Raw genomic sequence first — 18,961 nt, 5'->3', positions numbered from 1 at the left:
CCCGGTAGTAGATGTGGCCAAGATCGAAATCGTCGCAATTCGACGTTTAGCTGAGTGGAATTTTGGGTACGGACGCCGTTAGCTTGGGGTTCTGCCTAAGCAATAAAAACGTGCACCGAGGCGAGGGCTTGCTACCGCTATGGGCTTCATAGAGTTTGTTCGCGACCGATGGCCGGTTCTGTCATTCCTCGCCTACCAGCACATGAGCCTCGTGGTTCAGACGCTCCTGCTGGCCACCGTCATCGCCATCGTGCTCGGGGTGTTGATCTACCGGTCGCCGGTCGGAGTGGCCATCGGCAACAGCGCCACTGCCATCGGTTTGACCGTGCCGTCCTATGCGCTGCTCGGGATCCTGGTCGGAATTGTTGGGCTCGGGGTGCTGCCGTCGGTGATTCTGCTGGTCTTCTTCGGCATTTTCCCGATCCTGCGGAACGTGGTGGTCGGCCTCACCGGTGTCGACCAGACGCTGGTCGAATCCGCGCGCGGCATGGGGATGAGCCGCCTGGCCACGCTGGTGCGGTTGGAATTGCCGCTCGCGTGGCCGGTGATCATGACCGGCGTGCGTGTGTCCGCGCAGATGCTCATGGGCATCGCGGCCATTGCCGCCTTCGCGTTGGGCCCTGGTCTGGGTGGTTACATCTTCTCCGGGATTTCCCGAATGGGTGGCGCCAATGCGACCAATTCGATCGTCGCTGCCACCGTGGGCATTCTGATTCTCGCCGTCATTCTCGATACCGTGCTGAATTTGCTTACTCGTCTTACCGTTCCGAGGGGGATTCGTGTCTGAATCGACAACCACCAGGGCTGCAGCCGCTGAGGAGGCCGGTGCAGCGGCTGGAGGCGCCAGGATCCTGCTCGAGGGTGTGACGAAGCGCTACGACGGACAAGACGAACCCGCCGTCGACAACATCACGATGGAGATCCCGGCGGGCCAGATCGTCATGCTCGTCGGGCCGTCGGGGTGCGGCAAGACCACGACGATGAAGATGATCAACCGGCTGATCGAGCCGACCAGCGGACGGATCCTCATCGGCGATGACGATGTCACCCACCGCAATCCCGACCAGTTGCGCCGACACATCGGATACGTCATCCAGGGCGCGGGGCTGTTCCCACACCTCAGCGTCGGCGACAACATCGCGATCGTGCCGCGGTTGTTGAAGTGGGACAAGAAACGCATCGCGGCCCGCGTCGACGAGCTGCTCGATCTGGTCAGCCTGGAGCCGGGCCAATATCGCGACCGCTACCCCCGCGAGCTGTCGGGCGGCCAGCAGCAACGAGTCGGTGTGGCACGCGCGCTGGCCGCCGACCCCCCTGTGCTGCTGATGGACGAACCGTTCGGTGCTGTCGATCCCATCACCCGGCAGCGGCTGCAAGACGAATTGCTGCGCCTGCACGACGAGCTCCGCAAGACCATCGTCTTCGTCACCCACGATTTCGACGAGGCGGTCAAGCTCGGCGACCGGATCGCGATCCTGCAGAAGGGATCACGGATCGCGCAGTACGACACCCCTGACCGCATCCTCTCCGAGCCGGCCAACGACTTCGTGCGCAGTTTCGTCGGCGCCGGCGCCGCGCTCAAACAGCTGACGCTGACCAGGGTTCGCGATGTCGACCTGCACGAGGCCGCGGTGGCACACGTCGGCGGCGATCCGGCCATGGCCATCGAGGCGGCCCGCGCCCTGGATCGCGAGCACGTCATCGTGCTCGACGAACAGGACCGGCCGCAGCGTTGGATGTCGCTGACCGAGCTGGAGGATTCGGGCGCGCTCACCGGCGTCGCGCGCGACGAGGCGCTCGAATGCGTCAGCCTGGCGTCCACCCTCAACGACGCGCTCGACGAGATGTTGACGTCGTCGCACGGCGTCGTGGTGGTGACCGGTCGGCGCAACACGTATCAAGGCGTGGTCAGGGTCGAAACGATCATGGACGCGATGGAGAATCTGCGCCGCAGCGGAGAACCGTCGGGGACCGCGTCGTGACCGTCGTCAGTGTCGAGAACGAGGTCGGCGCCGGTACCGAACCGTCGGCGCGCCGTCGTGGACCCGGCCTCGGTCGGTTGCTGGTGCAGCCGCTCGTCTGCATTGTGATCGTCGTCGGCTCGCTTCTGTTCGTGCACAACGCGCAGGTTTCGGAGTCCGAGCGCCGCTCGCTTGCGGTTCCGCAGCTGCTGACATTGCTCCGCGAGCACATGACCGTCAGCCTCGCCGCGACCGTGCTCACCTGCGCAGTGGCGATCCCATTGGGAATTGCGTTGACGCGCGGAAGGTTTCGGCGCTATTCGAAACCGATCATCACCGTCGCCGGATTCGGTCAGGCCGCACCGGCGATCGGATTGATCGCGTTGGGTGCGGTGCTGTTCGGCATCGGCCCTCTCGGCGCGGTCATCGCGCTGACGGTCTACGGTGCGCTGCCGATCATCGCCAACACCGTCACGGGCCTCGACGGCGTCGACCCCCGATTGGTCGAGGCGTCGCGCGGCATGGGCATGTCGGCATGGTCGACGTTGATGCGGATCGAACTGCCGCTGGCGCTTCCGGTGATCGTCGCAGGCGTCCGCACCGCGCTTGTGCTCATCGTAGGCACGGCCGCGCTGGCGTCGTTCACCGGCGCGGGCGGACTCGGCCAACTGATCACCACCGGGATCAAGCTGCAGCAGAGCGTGACGCTGATCGTCGGCGCGGTGCTGGTGGCGGCACTGGCGCTGTTCATCGACTGGCTGGCGCGGGTCGCGGAGATACTCGCCGCGCCGAAGGGGCTGTGAATCATGAGGATTCGCCAGAGAAGCGCTCTGATGCTGTTAGGTGTTCTGCTCGCCGGGCTGGTTGCGGGCTGCGGGTTGCAGTCGGCCAGCGGCGCGGTGCTCGAGGCGCGGCCGGGCATCATCGGTCACTACGACTCACTCGACGGGGTGAAGTTGACCGTCGCCGCCAAGGATTTCACCGAGCAGCTGATCCTCGGGAACATGTACGCGACGGTGCTGGCCGCCGCGGGCGCCGAAGTGACCAACCTGACCAACATCCCCGGCAGCTTCGGCGCCAGGCACGCGATGACCAGCGGCGAGGCCGACGTGTCGCCGGAGTACACCGGCACCGGGTGGATCAACTACCTGGGCAACGAGAACCCGGTGAAAGGCGAAGCGGCACAGTATCAGGCGATCAAGGATGCCGACGCCAAGAACGGCCTGACCTGGCTACCGCCCGCCCCCATGGACGACACGTATGCGTTCGCCATCCGCGAGTCGGAGGCGCAGCGCCTCGGAGTGACGACGCTGTCCGATCTGACCAAGCTCAACCGCGAGGATCTGACCTTCTGCATCGAGAGCGAATTCGCCAGCCGCAACGACGGTTTCGAGCCCATGCTGAAGACCTACGGGTTGTCTCGCCAACAGCTGGGTCGGGTCACCATGCTCGACACCGGCGTCATCTACACCGCGACCGCCAACGGCGAATGCAACTTCGGCGAGGTCTTCACCACCGACGGCCGCATCCCCGGCCTGAAGCTGCGGGTGCTCGAGGACGACAAGAACTTCTTCCCGCACTACAACCTGTCGGCCGTCGTGAACAGCAAAGTGCTCGAGGAGCATCCGGAACTGGCGGAGATCTTCGGTGCGCTGAGCCCGCGACTGACCAACGAGGTGATGCTGGAGCTCAACGCCAAGGTCGACACCGAAGGCGACGATCCGGCGCTCGTCGCCCGCGACTGGCTGATCAAAGAGGGCCTGCTGACGTGATTTCGGCGCGCTAACGTGCGCTCAGCGCCCCTGCGCGCGCCGAAATCGCCTACGGCAGGATCGAGTCGACGTATCCGCCGTCTGCCCGCACCGCCCCGCCGGTGGTGGCCGAGGCCAGCGGCGAGCTGAGATAGGTCACCATGTTCGCGATCTCCTCGGGCTCGATGAGGCGGCCCAGCAGCGATTGCGGCCGGTACTTCTTCATGAACTCTCGCTGCGCCTCGTCCCACGGCAGGCTGCGATCGACCAACTGGTAGACGAACTCCTCAACGCCTGCGGTGTGCGTGGGCCCCGCGATGACGGAGTTGACGGTGACACCGGAACCGGCTGTGTCCTTGGCGAATCCACGGGTCACCGCGAGCAACGCGGTCTTGGTGACGCCGTAGTGGACCATCTCCTCGGGTGTGACGATCGCGGAGTCGCTGGCGATCTGGATGATTCGCCCCCAACCGCGTGCTTCCATCCCTGGCAGATACCGACGAATGAGTCGCACCGCCGCCAAGACATTGACGTCGAAGTAGGTGCGCCACTGCTCATCGGTGATCTCCCGTGCCGGCGTGGCGCCGAAGATGCCGAGGTTGTTGACGAGGATGTCGACGTCGGGTGCGCGGTCGAGCAGCGCGGCGACACCGTCGTCGGTGGTGACATCGGCGGCCACCCCGACCGCGTCGCCCTCGACTTCGGCAACGGCGGCGTCGACACGCGCGGCCTGGCGCCCGTTGATCAGGACACGGGCCCCGGCTTCGGCAAGGCCCTTGGCGATCGCGAGGCCGATCCCCTGCGTCGATCCGGTCACCAATGCCGTCTTACCGCTCAGATCGATCCGCACATCGCCTCCGCATCGCCGGTGTCCCCGGGCACACGCTAGTCGTCGTCGGTGTGATTTCGGCGCGCTGGCGTGCGCTGAGCGCCGCTGCGCGCGCCTAAATCGCGTCAGCCGACCACGAGCGGGAGCTTGGCGGCCAACTCCCCCAGTGCCGACCTCTCGACGTCGTTGGCGCGGCGCCGCCCGGTGCCCACCAACAGCGCGTCGGCGTCGGAGAACGCCGCGGGAAACTCCGCGCCCGCGATCTGCTCGAGCATCGCGCGCGACCTCGCCAACGCCTCCGCGGGCGGTTGGCCAGCGGCGGTCAGGTGCGCCGTCAGGTCGAGGTGGTGCAGCGTCCACTCCAGGACGTAGGCAGACAGATAGTCGCCGGCGGTGAGCACGTGGCCGCGGGTGCTCACCCGCATGGCCGGATCGCACAGTTCGGCGGCCCGGCCCGCGGCGGCGCCGACGTCGTCGAGATGGAATTTCAGCAGGGCGGGATCGCCGTAGGCGGCCGCCAGGCGGACGGTCAGCGCGTCGAGCGGGTCGTCGCCGGTGGGCACTTCGCTGCTGACCTCCCAATAGGTGACGGCGTTCCTGGTCGGCTCGGCGTCGGCGGGTGTGACCAGCGTGATCAGCACGTCCTGGGCGTCGATGACGAGATGGCAGACCAGGTCGCGCACCAGCCAGCCCGCACAGCCCGACGGCTGGTCGAAGGCCTCGTCGGGCAGGTTCGCGACCTCGGCTCGCAGCGCCGCCCACGCAGTCGAAAAGAGGTTCATGGCCGCAAGCTAGCAGCGCCCGGGTTAGGCTGTGCCGGGTCGGGTGCGAGGTTCGGAGACGTTAGAGATGGTGACTGTGAAGCGCGGAGTGATGGTTCTCGGGTGTGCAGTGGCGTTCGCCGCGGCGCCGTTGGTGGTTTCCTCACCCGCCGCAGCCGACAACACATGCCCGTGGGGCACCAAGCCGAGCCGTTTCGACGGGGTGTGTACCAGCGGCGCCGGCGGCGGCGCGGCCGCACCGATCCCACCCGTGCCCCCGTCGGGCGGCGGGCCGAACATCGTGCGGAATCCCAATGGGTTCGACACCGTGAACGGCATCCCGTGCACGCCCGAGCACTGGGGTGTCTGCTACGGCCTGATACAAAGCGGCGGTTAGGTCAGCCCGCCGGGTCGATGTCGTCGCGGAACGTCGCGGCGGGATACACCGATGCTCCTGCGACGCCGACCCGGTCCGCCAGCGTCCGATCCGATGTCACGACGGTGAGATGATGCGGCCGGTGTGCCGCCTGCACCAATCGGACGATCTCGTCGTCGGCTGAGTTGGCCGCTGCCCGCGGTGCACACACCACCTCGATCGATCTCGATTCGATCGGCGGGGACATCGGGCGCTCCAACACCACCGTGACGCGGTCGTCGCGTAGCGACGCCCACCGCTCCAACGATTCGACCAGCCGAAGCAGCGCGCCGCGGCGGTCCTTCCACCAGCCGTCGGGGCGGCTGCCGATCACGTTCATCGCGTCGACGATCCAGTGCTGCGTCATTTGCTACCCAGTGCGGCGGCCAGTTGCTCGACGGTGAGGGCCCAGCCGTTGTCGAAGCTGTCGAATTCCTCTGGGGGAAGCAGGGAATGCTCGATCGACATCAGCGTCTCCTGCGGGCCGACCGGCTCGAACGTGACCTGCACGATGCTTTCCCTGGTCGGATCCGCCCAGTCGGAGTTGGTCCATGTGAAGCGCAGCAGTCGCGGCCGCTCGATCGTCAGGAACTGCCCGGTGATCAGGACTCGGCTGCCCGAATCGTCGACGTCCAAGCGCATGATCCCGCCGACACGCGGATCGACGGCGACGTCCAGCACACGCACGGGTCGCGGGCACATCCAGTCCTGCAACGCCTCGCGGTCGAGCCACTGGTCGAACACCACATCGGGATCGGCGGGCATGACCCGCTGCACGCGGACCGTGGCCGCGCCGTTCATCGCGCAGTCCGTTTGTTGCGCAGTCGCTTTGCCAACGCGTCTGCCCGCGTCGACCAGAAGTCGGTCTGCTCGTTGATCCACTGCTGGGCCGCCGACAAGCCGTCCGGGTGGAGCGACAGCCAATGCTCGCGACCGCGAATCTCGCGCCGCACCAGTCCCGCCGCCTCCAACACACCGACGTGACGCGACACCGCGGCGAAACTCATCGGCAGCGGGGCCGCCAAGTCGGTGATCCGGGCGTCGCCCTGACGCAGGGTCTGCAGCAACCGGCGCCGGGTCGGATCGGCAAGCGCGCCGTAGGCCCGGTCCAAGAGCTGATCTTCAACCATCTTGTTGACTATATCGGCCATCCGTGGTGTGCTGAAGAAAGATATTCAACCGATATGTTGAACGTTAGGGTCGATCATGCATACGCCTCCGATCGTGTCGGCGCAGGAATGGGACGACGCGCTGCAGGAACTACTCGTGAAGGAAAAGGAACTGACCAGGTCCCGCGATGCGATGGCCGCGATGCGCCGGCGTATGCCGTGGACTCCGGTCGAGAAGCCCTACGCGTTCGACGGGCCGGAGGGACGCGTTGGTCTGCTCGATCTCTTCCAGGGCCGCCGCCAGTTGATCGCCTATCGCGCGTTCGTTGATCCCGGCGTGCACGGCTGGCCCGACCACGGGTGTGTGGGCTGTTCGTTGATGGCCGACCACATCGGCAATCTCGCCCATCTCAACGCGCGCGACACCGCGCTGGTTTACGTCTCGCGCGGTTCGCAGGCCGATCTGGCCCGAATAAAGGCGCGAATGGGCTGGGACATCCCTTGGTACACAATCGTTCCCGAACCCGACGGCACATTCGACACCGATTTCGGAGTGGACGAATGGCATGGAACCAACGCCTTCATCCGCGACGGCGACCGTATCTATCGCACCTACTTCATCAACAACCGCGGTGACGAAGTCTTCGTCAACACGTTCGCGTTCCTCGACATGACCGCGCTGGGCCGGCAAGAGAGCTGGGAGGACTCTCCCGAGGGTTACCCGCAGACCAAACCGTACGAATGGTGGCGCTGGCACGACGAATATAACGGGAGCAAGTGATGTATAACGCTTCCCCCCATCGTGATTCGGTCTGGAATGCGCCCACGCCGACGATCGCCGAGCGAGCCGAATTCCAAGCCCAGCTCGACGCGTTGCGCGTTCGTGAGAAAGCGCACACGCGCGAAGGCGACGCGATCGCCGCGGCTCGGCGGCGCCTTCCCATGGTCGAGGTGAACGCCGAGCTACCGCTGATCGGACCAGGATGGAACGGTCACACTACTCGACGCGTTCGAGGGGCGGCGACAGTTGCTCGCCTATTACCACATGTGGCACCCCGGCAAGCCCGCACCCGAGCAATGCGAGGGCTGCACATGGGTCACCACGCAGGTCGACGAGTTGTGCTACCTGCATTCCCGCGACATCACCTACGCGGTGTTCTGCCAGGGCCCCTTCCCGGAAAGCGCTCGCTACCGCGAGTTCATGGGCTGGACGGTGCCGTGGTATTCGGCGCTCCCCTCCCTGGAGATGCTGCTGGTTGGGCGCACGGTCGGGATGATGCACATCGTGTGTTATCTGCGCGACGGCGATCGTGTTTTCGAGACGTACTGGACGACTTTGCGCGGAGTGGAGGCGATGGACTACAGCTACGCGTTGATGGATATGACCGTGTACGGACGCCAAGAGCCGTGGGAGGATTCGCCTGCCGGTTGGCCGCAGCAGTGGGTGATGGACGACTCTCACAACACGCGGATCGACGGCCGACCGATACCGCAGTTGTCCCGGTTGGCGGCCGGGCGGTCGGACGATCTCACCGGGTGAACCACCAAACCTGAAATGAATTCAAGCATAGGCAAATTACAGATTTCTAGCAGTGCGACTTCAGCGGTCGTTCAGCGGCCGAGGTTACGTTTTGCCCGCTCAAGGAGGAGTTCGAAAGGCGGGTAGACAGTGAACAAATTGGTAGCGGTGATCGGCGGATGCGCCGTGGTGGCCTTCGGAGCCACGACCGTAGCGATCACGCAGCAACAGATGCAGCCGGCGCTCACGGTCAGTTCCGGCGAGATGAGTGTGGGCGCCACCAGCACTCAGGAGACACCGCCGACGACCCCCGAAATCGCGGTTGCCCAACCCGCGATCCACGCCGGGTCGAGCGACGGCTAATCCTCCGCGACGCGGATGACCGTCTTGCCGTGACCACGGTTGCGCGGGTCGAACGCCGAAATCGCCTGCGCGAGCGGGAATACCGCTCCGACGAGGGGTTGCAACCGGCCATCACGAAGGCGGTGTTCCAGATCCGCTAGCTGGCGTCTGTCGGGCTCGACGATGAAGAAAATCGCCCGACCGCCGTCCGGCTCGATCCGGGGCGGCTCGGCGATGGTGACGACGGTGCCGCCGGTGCGTACCAGTTGCGTTGAGCGATCGAGAATCTCGCCACCGAGGACGTCGAACACCACATCCACCTTGCCGAGGTCCTCGAGACGGTCCTGCTGCAGGTCCACGAAGTCGTCGGCACCCAGATGCAACACGATGTCGCGGTGGCCCCCACGTCCCGTGCCGATGACCCAGGCGCCGGCCTCGTGGGCCAGTTGCACGGCGACCGAACCGACGCCGCCCGCCGCGCCGTGCACCAGGACGGTCTGCCCGGAGGCGAGGCGACCGTGCTCGAACAGCCCCTGCCACGCGGTCAGCCCGGGCATCGGCAGCGCGGCCGCGACAACGTGGTCGACGCCGTCCGACAGCGGGGACAGGTTACGGGCCTCGACCGCGACATATTCGGCGAGCGTGCCGTTGCGGGCCCAATCGGTGAGCCCGAACACCCGCTGACCGACCGCTAGTCCGGTTGTGCCGAAGCCCAATTCGGCGACCACACCGGACACCTCGTGCCCAGGGATCGTCGGGGCCCTGTCCCGGCCCGCGCGATCGGTCCATGTGCCGGGCCATTCGAGCTCATCAGGGGTGAACGCGGCGGCGTGCACCTTGACGATGACGTCGTTCTCGGCCATGTGCGGGTAGGGCATGTCCTCCAGCGAGAGCCCGGAAATGCCTGCGGTGCGGTCGCGCGCGACGATTGCTTGCATAACTGGTTCCCCTTCTGGGTCACTGGGTGTGTCGGCGGGCGCTCGGGTGGCGAAGATGGTCGCGGGCCGCGATCTCGTCCGGTTCGAGCATGGTGATCATGTCGATTCCTGGTGCGCAAATGCACACAGCGAGGAACCGGCTCCAGCTGTTTTGCTCCAAATTCGCAACCTGGTAATGCACGACATCGCCGCCCGGCTCCCAGAACGCGTCGCCTGCAACGATTTCCCGGGGCGCTTCGCCCTCGAGCTCGAACAGGATGCGGCCCTCGAGTACATATCCGAAAACCGGCCCGGAATGGCGATGCGGCGCGACGCCGTCGTCTGCGGGAGGAAGTTCTACGACTTGTGTCATCGCATGCGCACCTTCGGGAATCCACGGCGGCGTCACGCACAGGAGGTCCGTGACTTTGACGTTTCCGGCGTTCAGCATGGCTGAACCGCGTCGACAATCGGGTGGCTTCGTTCGCATCTCATGGTCTTCGCGTCTTTCTCTCAGGCTTGTCTCCATCCCAACTCCATCCACCAATCAAGTCCAACGACCGTTTTTGATCAAAGTCATCTATGGCATTGATAGGTTGGTGAGATGGAACTGCGCCAGTTGGAGTACTTCATCGCGGTCGCCGGTGAGATGAGCTTCTCCAAGGCCGCGCACCGCGCCCATGTCGTCCAGTCGGCGCTGTCGACGTCGATCGGCAAGCTGGAGAAGGAACTCGGCGTGGAGCTGTTCGACCGCGCGCGTCAACAGATCCGGCTCACTCCTGCCGGCGAACTGTTCCGTCAACATGCCCACCGCGTGATCGAATCCGCCCGACTGGCAAAGGAGTCGATGAGCGACTATCGGGGTCAGTTGACCGGAACCGTCGAACTGGGCTCCCTCATCGCGTTCGGCACGCTCGACATCCCGCGCGTGCTGGGCGAATTCCGCCGGGCGTATCCCCATGTTCGAATCCGGTTGCAGCAGAGCCAAACCGGTTCGATGGCCTACCTTTCCGCGATCGCCGACGGGTCATTGGACCTGGCGCTGGTGTCGGCGCCGGACCGCTTCCCGGCGGGAATCCACATGCAGTTACTGGCCGAGGAGCCGATGATGTTCGTCTGCCGGGACGGTCACCGGCTGGCCGGACGTGACCGGGTCGCGTTGACCGAGCTGGCTGACGAGGACCTGATCGACTTCCCCGTCGAGTTCGGGCTGCGGCGCCTCGTCGACGACGCCTTCCGCGCAGCAGGTGTCTCGGCGCACACGCCCTACGAGGTCGCCGCTGACTACTCGAAAGCCGCTGCGCTGGTACGCCATGGCCTCGGGTCGGTCTTCATGCCGGCCAGCGAAGCGGCCCACTACCCCGACCTACGCGCGGTGCGGGTGCAGCCGAAGGTGATCTGGACGATCTACCTCGCCTCGGCCGAGCGGATCGGTCCCGCCAGCGCCAAACTCGCCGAGTTGCTCGTCGCGGCGGCCGACGGCGGTCGCTGACCGACGCTCAGCGGGCCCCTCGCACCAGCCGACCGGGCCGCGCCCCGGTGTCGATGCTGTTGCAGCGCGTGATGACTCCGCTGACGATCGTCGCGGTGTAGCCCGATGCGCTCTGCACCAGGCGCTGACCACCCGCAGGCAGGTCGTAGGCCATGCGGGCGGGGTGCAGCGTCAACGCATCCATATCGATGACGTTGATGTCGGCCTTCTTGCCGACCTCGATCACGCCGCGATCGGAGAGCCCGAACAACTGCGCGGTGTCGTGAGATTGCTTGCGCACCACGTACTCCAGCTGGAGCCGCTCGCCGCGGCGACGGTCGCGCGCCCAGTGCGTCAGCAGGAAGGTGGGATAGGAGGCGTCGCAGATCATCCCGCAGTGCGCGCCGCCGTCGGACAACCCGACCACGCCCGCGGGGTGCAGCAGCATCTCCCGGATCGCGTCATGGTTGCCGTAGAAGTAGTTGTAAAACGGCAGCATCAACATCGACGTGGCGTTGTCCTTGAGCATCAGGTCATACAGCGTGGACAGTGGATCCTCGCCACGCTCACTGGCGATCTTCTCGACGGTGCGGTCCTCGGTCGGCTCGTAGTCCGGCGGATCGCCCAGCGCATAGATGCGGCCCAGCGAATACTGCACCAAAGCAAACATGTTGTCGAACAACTTGTTCGGATCGGGCGGCAGGTCGTCCTCGGCGAGGATCGCCGCCTTCACCGCGGGTTCGGCGAGCCGATCTGCCAGTTCCTCTCGACTGCACTGCGCTTTCAGTCGGCGGAACGTCGGGCGATGGGTGAACGCGTGGTGACCGGGGAAACCGAAGAGCATGCCGAACGGTCGGGCCGCGATCTGTGGATAGAGTTCGCTGCCGGCGGCGTGCGCGGCCGCTGAGATGTCGAGTTGTTCGCGCCAGAGATCCGGTGCGGCGTCGACTTGAATCATGCCGAACGAGATGGGCCGGTCGATTTCCGCGCTCAGGCGCCGCATCCACTCCAGTTCCTTCCTCGGCGCGATGATGTCCTCGCCGGCGACGCCCTGCGGTGCCAGCTCGAACACCGCCCGCCCGCCCGCCGCCATCGCCCTGCCGAGCCCGAACAGCTCGTCTTCTGCGGCGAAGGTGCCGGGCACGGGTTCACCGTCGATGGCGCGGTGGCCGAGGGTGCGGGAGGTCGAAAAGCCAAGCGCGCCAGCCTCGACGCCCTCCTGCACGATGCGTGCCATGGCGGCGATGTCGTCGGGCGAGGCAGGCTCGTTGCGGGCGCCGCGCTCGCCCATCGCGTACGCTCGCACGGCGCCGTGAGCGATTTGACTGCCCACGTCGACGGCGAACTTGTGCTTCTCGATGGCATCGAGGTATTCGGGGTAGCTCTCCCAGCCCCACGTGATGCCCTCGGTGAGCGCGCTGCCTGGAATGTCCTCGACGCCTTCCATCAGCCCGATCAGCCAGTCCTCCCGGCCCGGCCGCACCGGTGCGAAGCCGACACCGCAATTGCCGGTGACGACCGTGGTCACGCCGTGCCCGCTCGACGGCTCGAGCAGGCTGTCCCAGCTGACCTGCCCGTCGTAGTGGGTGTGGATGTCGACGAAGCCGGGCGCGACGATTTTGCCTGTCGCGTCGATGGTCTCGGCCGCGTTCCCGTCTAGCGGTGGATCGCCCTGGCCCCGACGACGGACCTGGACGATCTTGCCGTCCTTGACCGCCACATCGGCACAGAAACGATCCGCGCCCGTCCCGTCGACGACGGTGCCACCGGTGATCTTGAGGTCGAACACAGTTGCTCCCTGATTGCCCAACTTGGAGTCCCAACGGCCGATCGAGCGGCTACCGTGGTCAATGTAACACCGTTACAGGCCGGTGGAGCCGAATCAGGAAGGCCAACCATGACGCATACGGCGCGCACCGGAGCCCCCGTCGGCGACATCGCGCGGATGCGCGGAGCGGCTGGTCTTCGTCAACCTCGATGTCGCCGCGATGCCACTGGCCGACTACTTGGAGGCCGTGCCGCAGGACATCGCATGGTGCGGCCTCGGCGATTTCCGCTGTTATGCCACCATGACGGTCCAGGTCGATGCGAACTGGAAGACGATCGCCGACGGCTACAGCGAGACCTATCACATCCAGACGCTGCATCCCGAGCTGCACCGATGCATGGACGACGTCCATGCCCCTCAGACGATCTGGGGCCACACGGGCAAGTCCGAGCAGTTCTACGGGGTGGCCAGCCCGGAGATCAAGGAAAATCTCACCGACGCCGAGGTGTGGGACGCCTACGTGCGCACCCAGGGCGCCTTGGTGGGCGTCGCGGAGAACACGCCGTACCCGGTCGACCAGGTGACCGACGGCCGGACCGTCGCGGATGTAATCGCCCAGCGGACAACGGAATTCGCCGCATCCCGGGGTGTCGATCTGAGCTGGGCGGACACCGAGCAGATGATGCGGCTGCACCAGTACAACGTGTTCCCGAACATGACGCTGCTGGTCAACGCCGACCACCTGACCATGATGACCGCCCTGCCGGGGCCGGGCCCCGACCACGGCGAGCTGACCATGTTGCTGTGGACCCGGATGCCGCCCGGCGCGCCGCGCACCCGGCCCGCACACGTCCGCGTCACCGCCGACGAGGCGCATCCGGAGCTGGTGCTGACCCAGGACATCGCGGTGCTGGCGGGACTGCAACGCGGGCTGCACCAGCCGGGGTTCACGCACCTGACGTTGTCCAACGAGGAGCGCCGCGTCATCAACATGCACCGCAACCTCGAATGCTATCTGGATCTGCCCGAGTCTCAGCGGATGACAGGAGGTGAGACACCCTGACCGAATCCGTTGGAGCCGTACCGATTCTGGACGCCGCTGCGCGATTGATCGAGCTGGACGGCGTGGATGCCTTCACCATGCGCCGGCTTGCGCAGGAGCTCGGGGTGGCGGTCACCTCGATCTACTGGCATGTGGGCGGGCGAGACAAACTGTTCGACAGCCTGGTCGAGCGACTGCTCAACGAGATGGCCCATCTCCCGGTCGAGGGCGCAACTGCGGTCGATCGCATTGCCAGCCTCGCCCGTTCACAGCGCAAGATGCTGATCGATCGCCAGCACCTACTGGCGATCGCACACGAGCGCGACCGCACACCGAAGCTCTTTCTGCCGATCCAGCAGCGACTGGCCGCCGAACTGGCCCAACTGGGGATCATCGGGGCCGATGCCGCGCTCGTCTTGCGAGCGGTTCAGATGCACGTGATCTCGTCTGCGGTGATGCAGTTTTCGGCCGTGCGCGGCGCCAAGCACGAGGAGGAGGATCCGTCGCTGTGGACCGATGCCTGGCCGGACCGCGAACTGGTGGCGGCGCTGCAGTCGCCCACCGACTACGACGCGGTCTTCGAGTACGGGCTCAATGCGTTGTTGGCGCCGCTGCGGGCTCGCGCCGACGAGGGGGCCGACGGGTAGCTCCCCACAGCCCGACGCCGATGCCCACGACAGCGCCGCCCAAGCCGATGATCCGCTGTGCGGGCTTCATATCGTGATACACGCCCATGCCGCCCAGCAGATCCGCCGCGTCGGCGCCGCCGGAGACCAGAAACCAGCCGCGGGTGTCCTTGCCGCGCAACGCGGCAGCCATCAGCAGGCCACCGATCAACGCGTCGCGGTAGCCCATCGAGCGCAGCAGCAACTGCGCCGTTGGGGTCGGCTCGTCGCGATCGCCCCACAGCCGGTTCGCGCGAAGTGGATCGATCAGAAACGAAATTCCGGAAGCAAGGCGGATTCCGCCGACGGTCAGTGCGGCACGGTCCAATCGCATGGCAGCAAGCCTAGAGTCACACGCTCTGTCTGCAAAGTCGCTGCGCCGCAAGTGCCACTCACCGCGACGAAATAGCCTGCACGGCAGAGGTAATCGCATCAGCCGACCGGTCGATGTCGTCGTCGGTGGTCGCCCAGTTCGCGACCGAGACGCGCAGCACGTAGCGGCCGTTCCATGTCGTCCCGCCCAACCAGCAGGTGCCGTCGCGCTGGATGGCATCCACCGCCGCCCGGTTCGCGTCGTCTCCGTCGGGCAGCTGCACCAGAACCTGGTTCAGCACAACGTCGTTGAGGATGCGCACGCCAGGAATGGTCTGCAGTCGCTGGGCCATGCGCCGGGCCTGCGCGCAGTTGCGCTCGATCAGTTCGGCCAGACCGGTGCGGCCGAGCGAACGCAGCGCGGCATAGATCGGAACGGCGCGCGCCCGCCGTGAACTCTCCGGCACGAAGTTGGTGTTGTCGCGCTGGCCGGGATCGACCACCAGATACGGGCCTGCCAGGCTCATCGCGGCGACGTGCGCGTCGGCGTCGGCGACGACGGCCATCGCGCCGTCGTAGGGAGCATTCAGCCACTTGTGGGCATCGACGGCCCACGAATCGGCCCGCTCAACGCCTTTCGTCAGATGGCGCAGCGACGGTGCCGCCGCGGCCCACAGCCCGAAGGCGCCGTCGACGTGCAGCCATGCGCCGCGCTCGGCGCACGCGTCGGCGATCGGCTCGAACGCATCGAACGCGCCGGTCGCCACATTGCCAGCCTGCGCACACACGATCGTCGGCCCGGTCGTCGCGGCGAGCGCGTCCCGCAGCGCGTCGGGCCGCATCCGGCCCTGGTCGTCGGCCGCGACGCGGATCGCCGTGTTGGCGCCGAGGCCAAGTTGGCGCAACGCGGTGTAGATGGTGGCGTGGGCCTGTTCGCCGCACAGGATGTGCACCGGCGGCGCGCCGATGAGGCCGTCGTCTTCGACGTTCCAGCCCGCGGCCGCCAGCACTTTGTGGCGGGCGGCCGCCAGGCACGTGGTGTTGGCGCCCTGGCCGCCGGTGACGAAGCCGACGCCGGCGTGGGCGGGCAGCCCGAACAGCTCCAGGGTCCACGCGGAGGTGATCTCCTCGATCGCGGCGGCCGCCGGTGACAGCGAGTGAAACGCCGCGCACTGGTCCCACGCGGAGACCAGCCAGTCGGCGGCCAACGCGGCGGGCAGCGCGCCGCCGATCACGAAGCCGAAATGCCGCGGCCCGGCACTGGCGACCAGGCCAGGATCGGCGCCGGTCGCCAGCGCCTCGATGACGGCGTCCGGATCCTCGCCGCGCTCGGGCAGCGGGCCGCCGAGCTCATCCCGCACCCCCCCGGCGTCGACCCGCGCGGCCACCGGGCGCGCGTCGAGCGTCTCGAGGAACTGCTGCGCGCGGTGCGCGGCGGCGGAGAGGCCGGCGGTGCGATCGGGCATGAAGAAACCCTAGCCACGGCCGCCGATCACAGGCCACGGGGTCCGCGAGACCACGGAAGATGATGAAAAACGGGCCGAATCCGTCAAACTCCGTAGTCTCGCCAGCGGATCAGGTGCCGAAGTCGCCGGCGAGATAGGCGGCGCGGGCGGCCCGGCGGGCCAGCTTGCCGCTCGTAGTACGCGGAATCGTACCCGCCGGCACGAGTCGCACGTCGTTGACCGAAAGGCCATGGCGGTCAGACACTTCCGCGCGGATGGCCTCGATCGCCGGCGCGGGGTCGGCGCGGCGGGTACCCGACGCCCGTTCGGCGACGAGCACCAACTCCGCGCCGCTACCGACGGGAACGGTGAACGCCGTGACGTATCCCCGCCGCACCATCGGCGACGCCTCCGCGGTGGTCGCCTCGATGTCCTCGGGATAGAGCCGACGATCGTCGACGGTGATCGCGTCGGCGATCCTGCCGGTGACATACAGCTCGCCGTCGAGGTAGAACCCGAGGTCGCCGGTGCGCAACCAGCCCGCGTCGTCGGGGGCGCCGTCGGCGTGGCTGTCCGCGGACGGGCGTGGCAGCAGTTCGGCGCCGAATGTCTGTCGCGTCTCTTCGGGACGGCCCCAGTAGCCGCGGCCGATATTGTTGCCGCACAACCAGATTTCACCGATACGGCCGTCGGGAAGCTCGCGGCTGGTTTCGGAGTCGACGATGACCGCCCATTGGCTGCGCGCGATGTGGCCGCAGGACACCTGCGTTACGGCGCCTTCCGTGTCGGCGGGCACCCGCACCGCCTCGCCCCGTTCGAACCGTTCCGCGTCGAGATGGGCGACCGTCGCCTTCTCGGTCGGCGCGATGGTCGACACGAACAGCGTGGCCTCGGCGATGCCGTAGGACGGCTTGATCGCCGTCGGCGGCAGCCCATACGGGCCGAACGCGGCGTTGAAGGACTCGATGGCGCGCATGCTCACCGGTTCCGAGCCGAGGATCAGCACCACATTGCTCAAGTCGATGTCGTCGCCCGGTTCGGGGAGACCGCGTTGCGCGGTGTACTCGCACGCGAAATTGGGTGCCGCGGTGACGACACGGCCTTCGCGCGACGCGGCCGATAATGCGTAGATCCAGCGCTGCGGCCTGCGGATGAACGCGGTCGGCGACATCAGCGTGGAGTGCCCGCCGTACACCGTCGGGAAGCCGATCATCGAAAGACCCATGTCGTGGTACAGCGGTAACCAACTGCAGCCGTGCGTGTTTCGATCGAGCAGGTCGATGGACAAAATCATCTGCGCCAGGTTGGTGCCGACCGCAAGATGGGTCACCTCGACGCCGACAGGTTCTCGTGTTGATCCCGAGGTGTATTGCAGATGCGAGACGTCCTCGACGTTCAGGTGCACCGGCACCAGGGTTTCGCCTGCAGAATCCGGAACCTCGTCGATGGCGATCACATGCGGCTTGGGTGTCAGGCCGATTCCGGCCAGCGCCGCATCGACCCCCGCCGAGGCCGCGGACGTGGTCAGCACGACACTCGGGCGGGAGTCGTGCAGGGCGACCGCCAGGCGCTCGGTGTGGCCCTGCAACTCCGGGGCGAACAGCGGCACCGCGATGGTCCCAGCCTTGATCGCGGCGAAGAAGCCGGCGACGTAATCGAGCCCCTGCGGGGCCAGGATCGCCACCCGGTCCCCCGCGGAGGCCACCTGCTGCACGCGGGCGGCGATCGCGCGCATGCGGACGCCGAGCTGGGTCCAGGTCAGTTCGTGGATGTAGCCGTCGGTCGATCGCGTGTGGTCCAGATACCGATAGGCGATCGTGTCGCCGACGTTGGCGATATTGCGCTCGATCAGCGAGATCAGCGTGACATCCGACGGCAGGGCGATGTTGCCCGCGGAGTCCAGAATGTCCTCGATCTGCAGCAGGCCCTCGACCCGTGGCTCAACCGTCATAGGAACAGAATAATTACTGTAACCTTCAGTTTCACTAACCCCGCGTTGTAACCATGATCACCGCTTGGAGAAGATCGCGTTGTGAGTGAGTCTCGGCCCACCGTACCCGCCCTGCCGCGGCGCAGCGTCCACGACTTCGGTTCGTCGTGGGAGGTGCGTGACAGCTGCGATGCACGTGTCCCCGGGTCGCCGCGCAGACCGCGATGTACGCCGCGATCGCGACGCGTACCTAATCTCTGTGCCCTGGCGCGGTACACCGCCGTGTCCGAGGCGATGGTGCTCGGCCGACGGCAGGGAGGCGATCGGGGGTGGTCGGCGGTCGCGCACCAGGTGACCGAGTTTGCCAACTTTCCGCGCGTGAGCCGTCAGTGCTCTGGCCGCTTGATAAACCCGCAATTACGACAAAATGCCTTGTGCCACATCGCAATTGGTCCAAATAAGCGTAGTTGTGTCGGTGCCCGGTTGCTCGTCGTGCTCCGGCTGTTGTCACCAGTTTGGTCACTGTAACCGAGATCTGTATAGGCACCCGTCCGGAAGTCTTCGCGTCTCATCTAGTCAGTAGCGGCCAAATGCGAATCAGGCCGAAAACCATTGGGCCGGGCGAGAATCGTCAACGGCGCGAGAGACCAAGATGGAGTCCACCCCGCCGAAACCGTCGTAACGAACCACGTTAATTCGTCACTATGACGAATTAACGTGGTGA

At 66.4% G+C, this 18,961-nt stretch carries 21 protein-coding genes and 2 pseudogenes; 12 read left to right on the top strand and 11 right to left on the bottom strand.

The features are described from left to right. Positions 1–139: 139 nt before the first annotated feature. The 4 genes from CQY20_RS10040 to CQY20_RS10025 all read left to right on the top strand — a co-directional run bounded on the left by CQY20_RS10040 (position 140) and on the right by CQY20_RS10025 (position 3,733). On the top strand, positions 140–787 hold the full coding sequence (locus tag CQY20_RS10040; protein ID WP_097939930.1) for an ABC transporter permease: 648 nt from the start codon (positions 140–142) through the stop codon (positions 785–787). Continuing rightward, positions 780–1,982, top strand: a complete 1,203-nt coding sequence (locus tag CQY20_RS10035) for an ABC transporter ATP-binding protein (RefSeq protein WP_272938803.1) — start codon at positions 780–782, stop codon at positions 1,980–1,982. The genes CQY20_RS10040 and CQY20_RS10035 overlap by 8 nt, the downstream gene beginning before the upstream one ends. A 77-nt stretch (positions 1,983–2,059) precedes the next feature. Beyond that, positions 2,060–2,764: an ABC transporter permease gene (locus CQY20_RS10030; RefSeq protein ID WP_234816184.1), complete on the top strand. Its 705-nt coding sequence runs from the start codon at positions 2,060–2,062 to the stop codon at positions 2,762–2,764. A 30-nt stretch (positions 2,765–2,794) separates the two neighbouring features. Then, complete coding sequence (locus CQY20_RS10025) at positions 2,795–3,733, top strand: glycine betaine ABC transporter substrate-binding protein (RefSeq protein ID WP_097939928.1); 939 nt, start codon at positions 2,795–2,797, stop codon at positions 3,731–3,733. Between the two features lie 49 nt (positions 3,734–3,782). Here the strand turns inward: CQY20_RS10025 and CQY20_RS10020 are convergent, their stop codons facing one another. Next, positions 3,783–4,562, bottom strand: coding sequence for an SDR family NAD(P)-dependent oxidoreductase (locus CQY20_RS10020; RefSeq protein ID WP_097939927.1), 780 nt, complete (start codon positions 4,560–4,562; stop codon positions 3,783–3,785). A gap of 104 nt (positions 4,563–4,666) precedes the next feature. Further along, positions 4,667–5,323 (bottom strand): maleylpyruvate isomerase N-terminal domain-containing protein, encoded by a 657-nt coding sequence (locus tag CQY20_RS10015; RefSeq protein ID WP_097939926.1) that lies wholly within the window; start codon positions 5,321–5,323, stop codon positions 4,667–4,669. 67 nt (positions 5,324–5,390) lie between these two features. Between CQY20_RS10015 and CQY20_RS10010 the strand changes: the two genes are divergently transcribed. Further along, positions 5,391–5,699, top strand: coding sequence for a hypothetical protein (locus tag CQY20_RS10010; protein WP_097939925.1), 309 nt, complete (start codon positions 5,391–5,393; stop codon positions 5,697–5,699). A gap of 1 nt (position 5,700) precedes the next feature. Here CQY20_RS10010 and CQY20_RS10005 read toward each other — a convergent pair whose 3' ends face one another. Genes CQY20_RS10005 through CQY20_RS09995 form a run of 3 tightly spaced genes read right to left on the bottom strand, consistent with a single transcriptional unit; the run spans position 5,701 to position 6,847 of the window. Further along, on the bottom strand, positions 5,701–6,084 hold the full coding sequence (locus CQY20_RS10005) for an NYN domain-containing protein (RefSeq protein ID WP_097939924.1): 384 nt from the start codon (positions 6,082–6,084) through the stop codon (positions 5,701–5,703). After that, the gene (locus CQY20_RS10000) at positions 6,081–6,518 is read right to left on the bottom strand and encodes an SRPBCC family protein (RefSeq protein WP_097939923.1); all 438 of its coding nucleotides are present in this window, start codon (positions 6,516–6,518) and stop codon (positions 6,081–6,083) included. The genes CQY20_RS10005 and CQY20_RS10000 overlap by 4 nt, the downstream gene beginning before the upstream one ends. Beyond that, positions 6,515–6,847 (bottom strand): ArsR/SmtB family transcription factor, encoded by a 333-nt coding sequence (locus CQY20_RS09995; protein ID WP_097939989.1) that lies wholly within the window; start codon positions 6,845–6,847, stop codon positions 6,515–6,517. The genes CQY20_RS10000 and CQY20_RS09995 overlap by 4 nt, the downstream gene beginning before the upstream one ends. A 76-nt stretch (positions 6,848–6,923) precedes the next feature. Here CQY20_RS09995 and CQY20_RS09990 point away from each other — a divergent pair, with 76 nt between their 5' ends. From CQY20_RS09990 to CQY20_RS09980, 4 genes and pseudogenes are all read left to right on the top strand, one after another. Beyond that, positions 6,924–7,607, top strand: coding sequence for a DUF899 domain-containing protein (locus CQY20_RS09990; RefSeq protein WP_097939922.1), 684 nt, complete (start codon positions 6,924–6,926; stop codon positions 7,605–7,607). Continuing rightward, a pseudogene (locus tag CQY20_RS35420) lies at positions 7,607–7,735 on the top strand (hypothetical protein); the annotation flags it as partial. The gene CQY20_RS09990 and the pseudogene CQY20_RS35420, both read left to right, overlap by 1 nt. 118 nt (positions 7,736–7,853) lie before the next feature. After that, the gene (locus CQY20_RS09985; protein ID WP_234816177.1) at positions 7,854–8,366 is read left to right on the top strand and encodes a DUF899 family protein; all 513 of its coding nucleotides are present in this window, start codon (positions 7,854–7,856) and stop codon (positions 8,364–8,366) included. Positions 8,367–8,495: 129 nt separating this feature from the next. Then, the gene (locus CQY20_RS09980) at positions 8,496–8,708 is read left to right on the top strand and encodes a hypothetical protein (protein WP_097939921.1); all 213 of its coding nucleotides are present in this window, start codon (positions 8,496–8,498) and stop codon (positions 8,706–8,708) included. On the opposite strand, the gene CQY20_RS09975 is transcribed toward CQY20_RS09980, so the two are convergent. Together CQY20_RS09975 and CQY20_RS09970 are read right to left on the bottom strand one after the other, a co-directional pair. After that, entirely contained in the window at positions 8,705–9,625 is a 921-nt protein-coding gene (locus CQY20_RS09975; protein WP_097939920.1) for an NADP-dependent oxidoreductase, read from the bottom strand. The two genes, CQY20_RS09980 and CQY20_RS09975, sit on opposite strands and share 4 nt — an antisense overlap. 19 nt (positions 9,626–9,644) lie before the next feature. Beyond that, a complete protein-coding gene (locus CQY20_RS09970) occupies positions 9,645–10,055 on the bottom strand; it encodes a cupin domain-containing protein (RefSeq protein ID WP_163700222.1) in 411 nt (136 codons plus the stop codon). A 153-nt stretch (positions 10,056–10,208) separates the two neighbouring features. Here CQY20_RS09970 and CQY20_RS09965 point away from each other — a divergent pair, with 153 nt between their 5' ends. Beyond that, positions 10,209–11,096 (top strand): LysR family transcriptional regulator, encoded by an 888-nt coding sequence (locus tag CQY20_RS09965; RefSeq protein WP_097939919.1) that lies wholly within the window; start codon positions 10,209–10,211, stop codon positions 11,094–11,096. Between the two features lie 7 nt (positions 11,097–11,103). Here CQY20_RS09965 and CQY20_RS09960 read toward each other — a convergent pair whose 3' ends face one another. Further along, positions 11,104–12,864, bottom strand: coding sequence for an N-acyl-D-amino-acid deacylase family protein (locus tag CQY20_RS09960; RefSeq protein ID WP_097939918.1), 1,761 nt, complete (start codon positions 12,862–12,864; stop codon positions 11,104–11,106). Positions 12,865–13,033: 169 nt separating this feature from the next. Between CQY20_RS09960 and CQY20_RS09955 the strand changes: the two are divergent. Beyond that, positions 13,034–13,906: pseudogene (locus tag CQY20_RS09955) on the top strand (SRPBCC family protein); the annotation flags it as partial. After that, positions 13,903–14,532: a TetR/AcrR family transcriptional regulator gene (locus CQY20_RS09950; RefSeq protein ID WP_097939917.1), complete on the top strand. Its 630-nt coding sequence runs from the start codon at positions 13,903–13,905 to the stop codon at positions 14,530–14,532. The pseudogene CQY20_RS09955 and the gene CQY20_RS09950, both read left to right, overlap by 4 nt. Here the strand turns inward: CQY20_RS09950 and CQY20_RS09945 are convergent. The 3 genes from CQY20_RS09945 to CQY20_RS09935 all read right to left on the bottom strand — a co-directional run bounded on the left by CQY20_RS09945 (position 14,477) and on the right by CQY20_RS09935 (position 18,258). After that, positions 14,477–14,884 carry a DUF4267 domain-containing protein gene (locus tag CQY20_RS09945; protein WP_097939916.1) on the bottom strand — a complete coding sequence of 136 codons (408 nt, stop codon included), beginning with the start codon at positions 14,882–14,884 and terminating at the stop codon, positions 14,477–14,479. The genes CQY20_RS09950 and CQY20_RS09945 overlap by 56 nt on opposite strands. A gap of 58 nt (positions 14,885–14,942) precedes the next feature. Continuing rightward, positions 14,943–16,328 (bottom strand): pyridoxal phosphate-dependent decarboxylase family protein, encoded by a 1,386-nt coding sequence (locus CQY20_RS09940; protein WP_097939915.1) that lies wholly within the window; start codon positions 16,326–16,328, stop codon positions 14,943–14,945. Positions 16,329–16,437: 109 nt separating this feature from the next. Next, positions 16,438–18,258: a fatty acyl-AMP ligase gene (locus CQY20_RS09935; protein WP_097939914.1), complete on the bottom strand. Its 1,821-nt coding sequence runs from the start codon at positions 18,256–18,258 to the stop codon at positions 16,438–16,440. Between the last annotated feature and the right edge of the window lie 703 nt (positions 18,259–18,961).

Origin of the sequence: Mycolicibacterium agri, assembly GCF_002553505.1 — a bacterium.
Taxonomy (GTDB): domain Bacteria; phylum Actinomycetota; class Actinomycetes; order Mycobacteriales; family Mycobacteriaceae; genus Mycobacterium; species Mycobacterium agri.
This window is presented reverse-complemented; position numbering and strand designations above follow the sequence as displayed.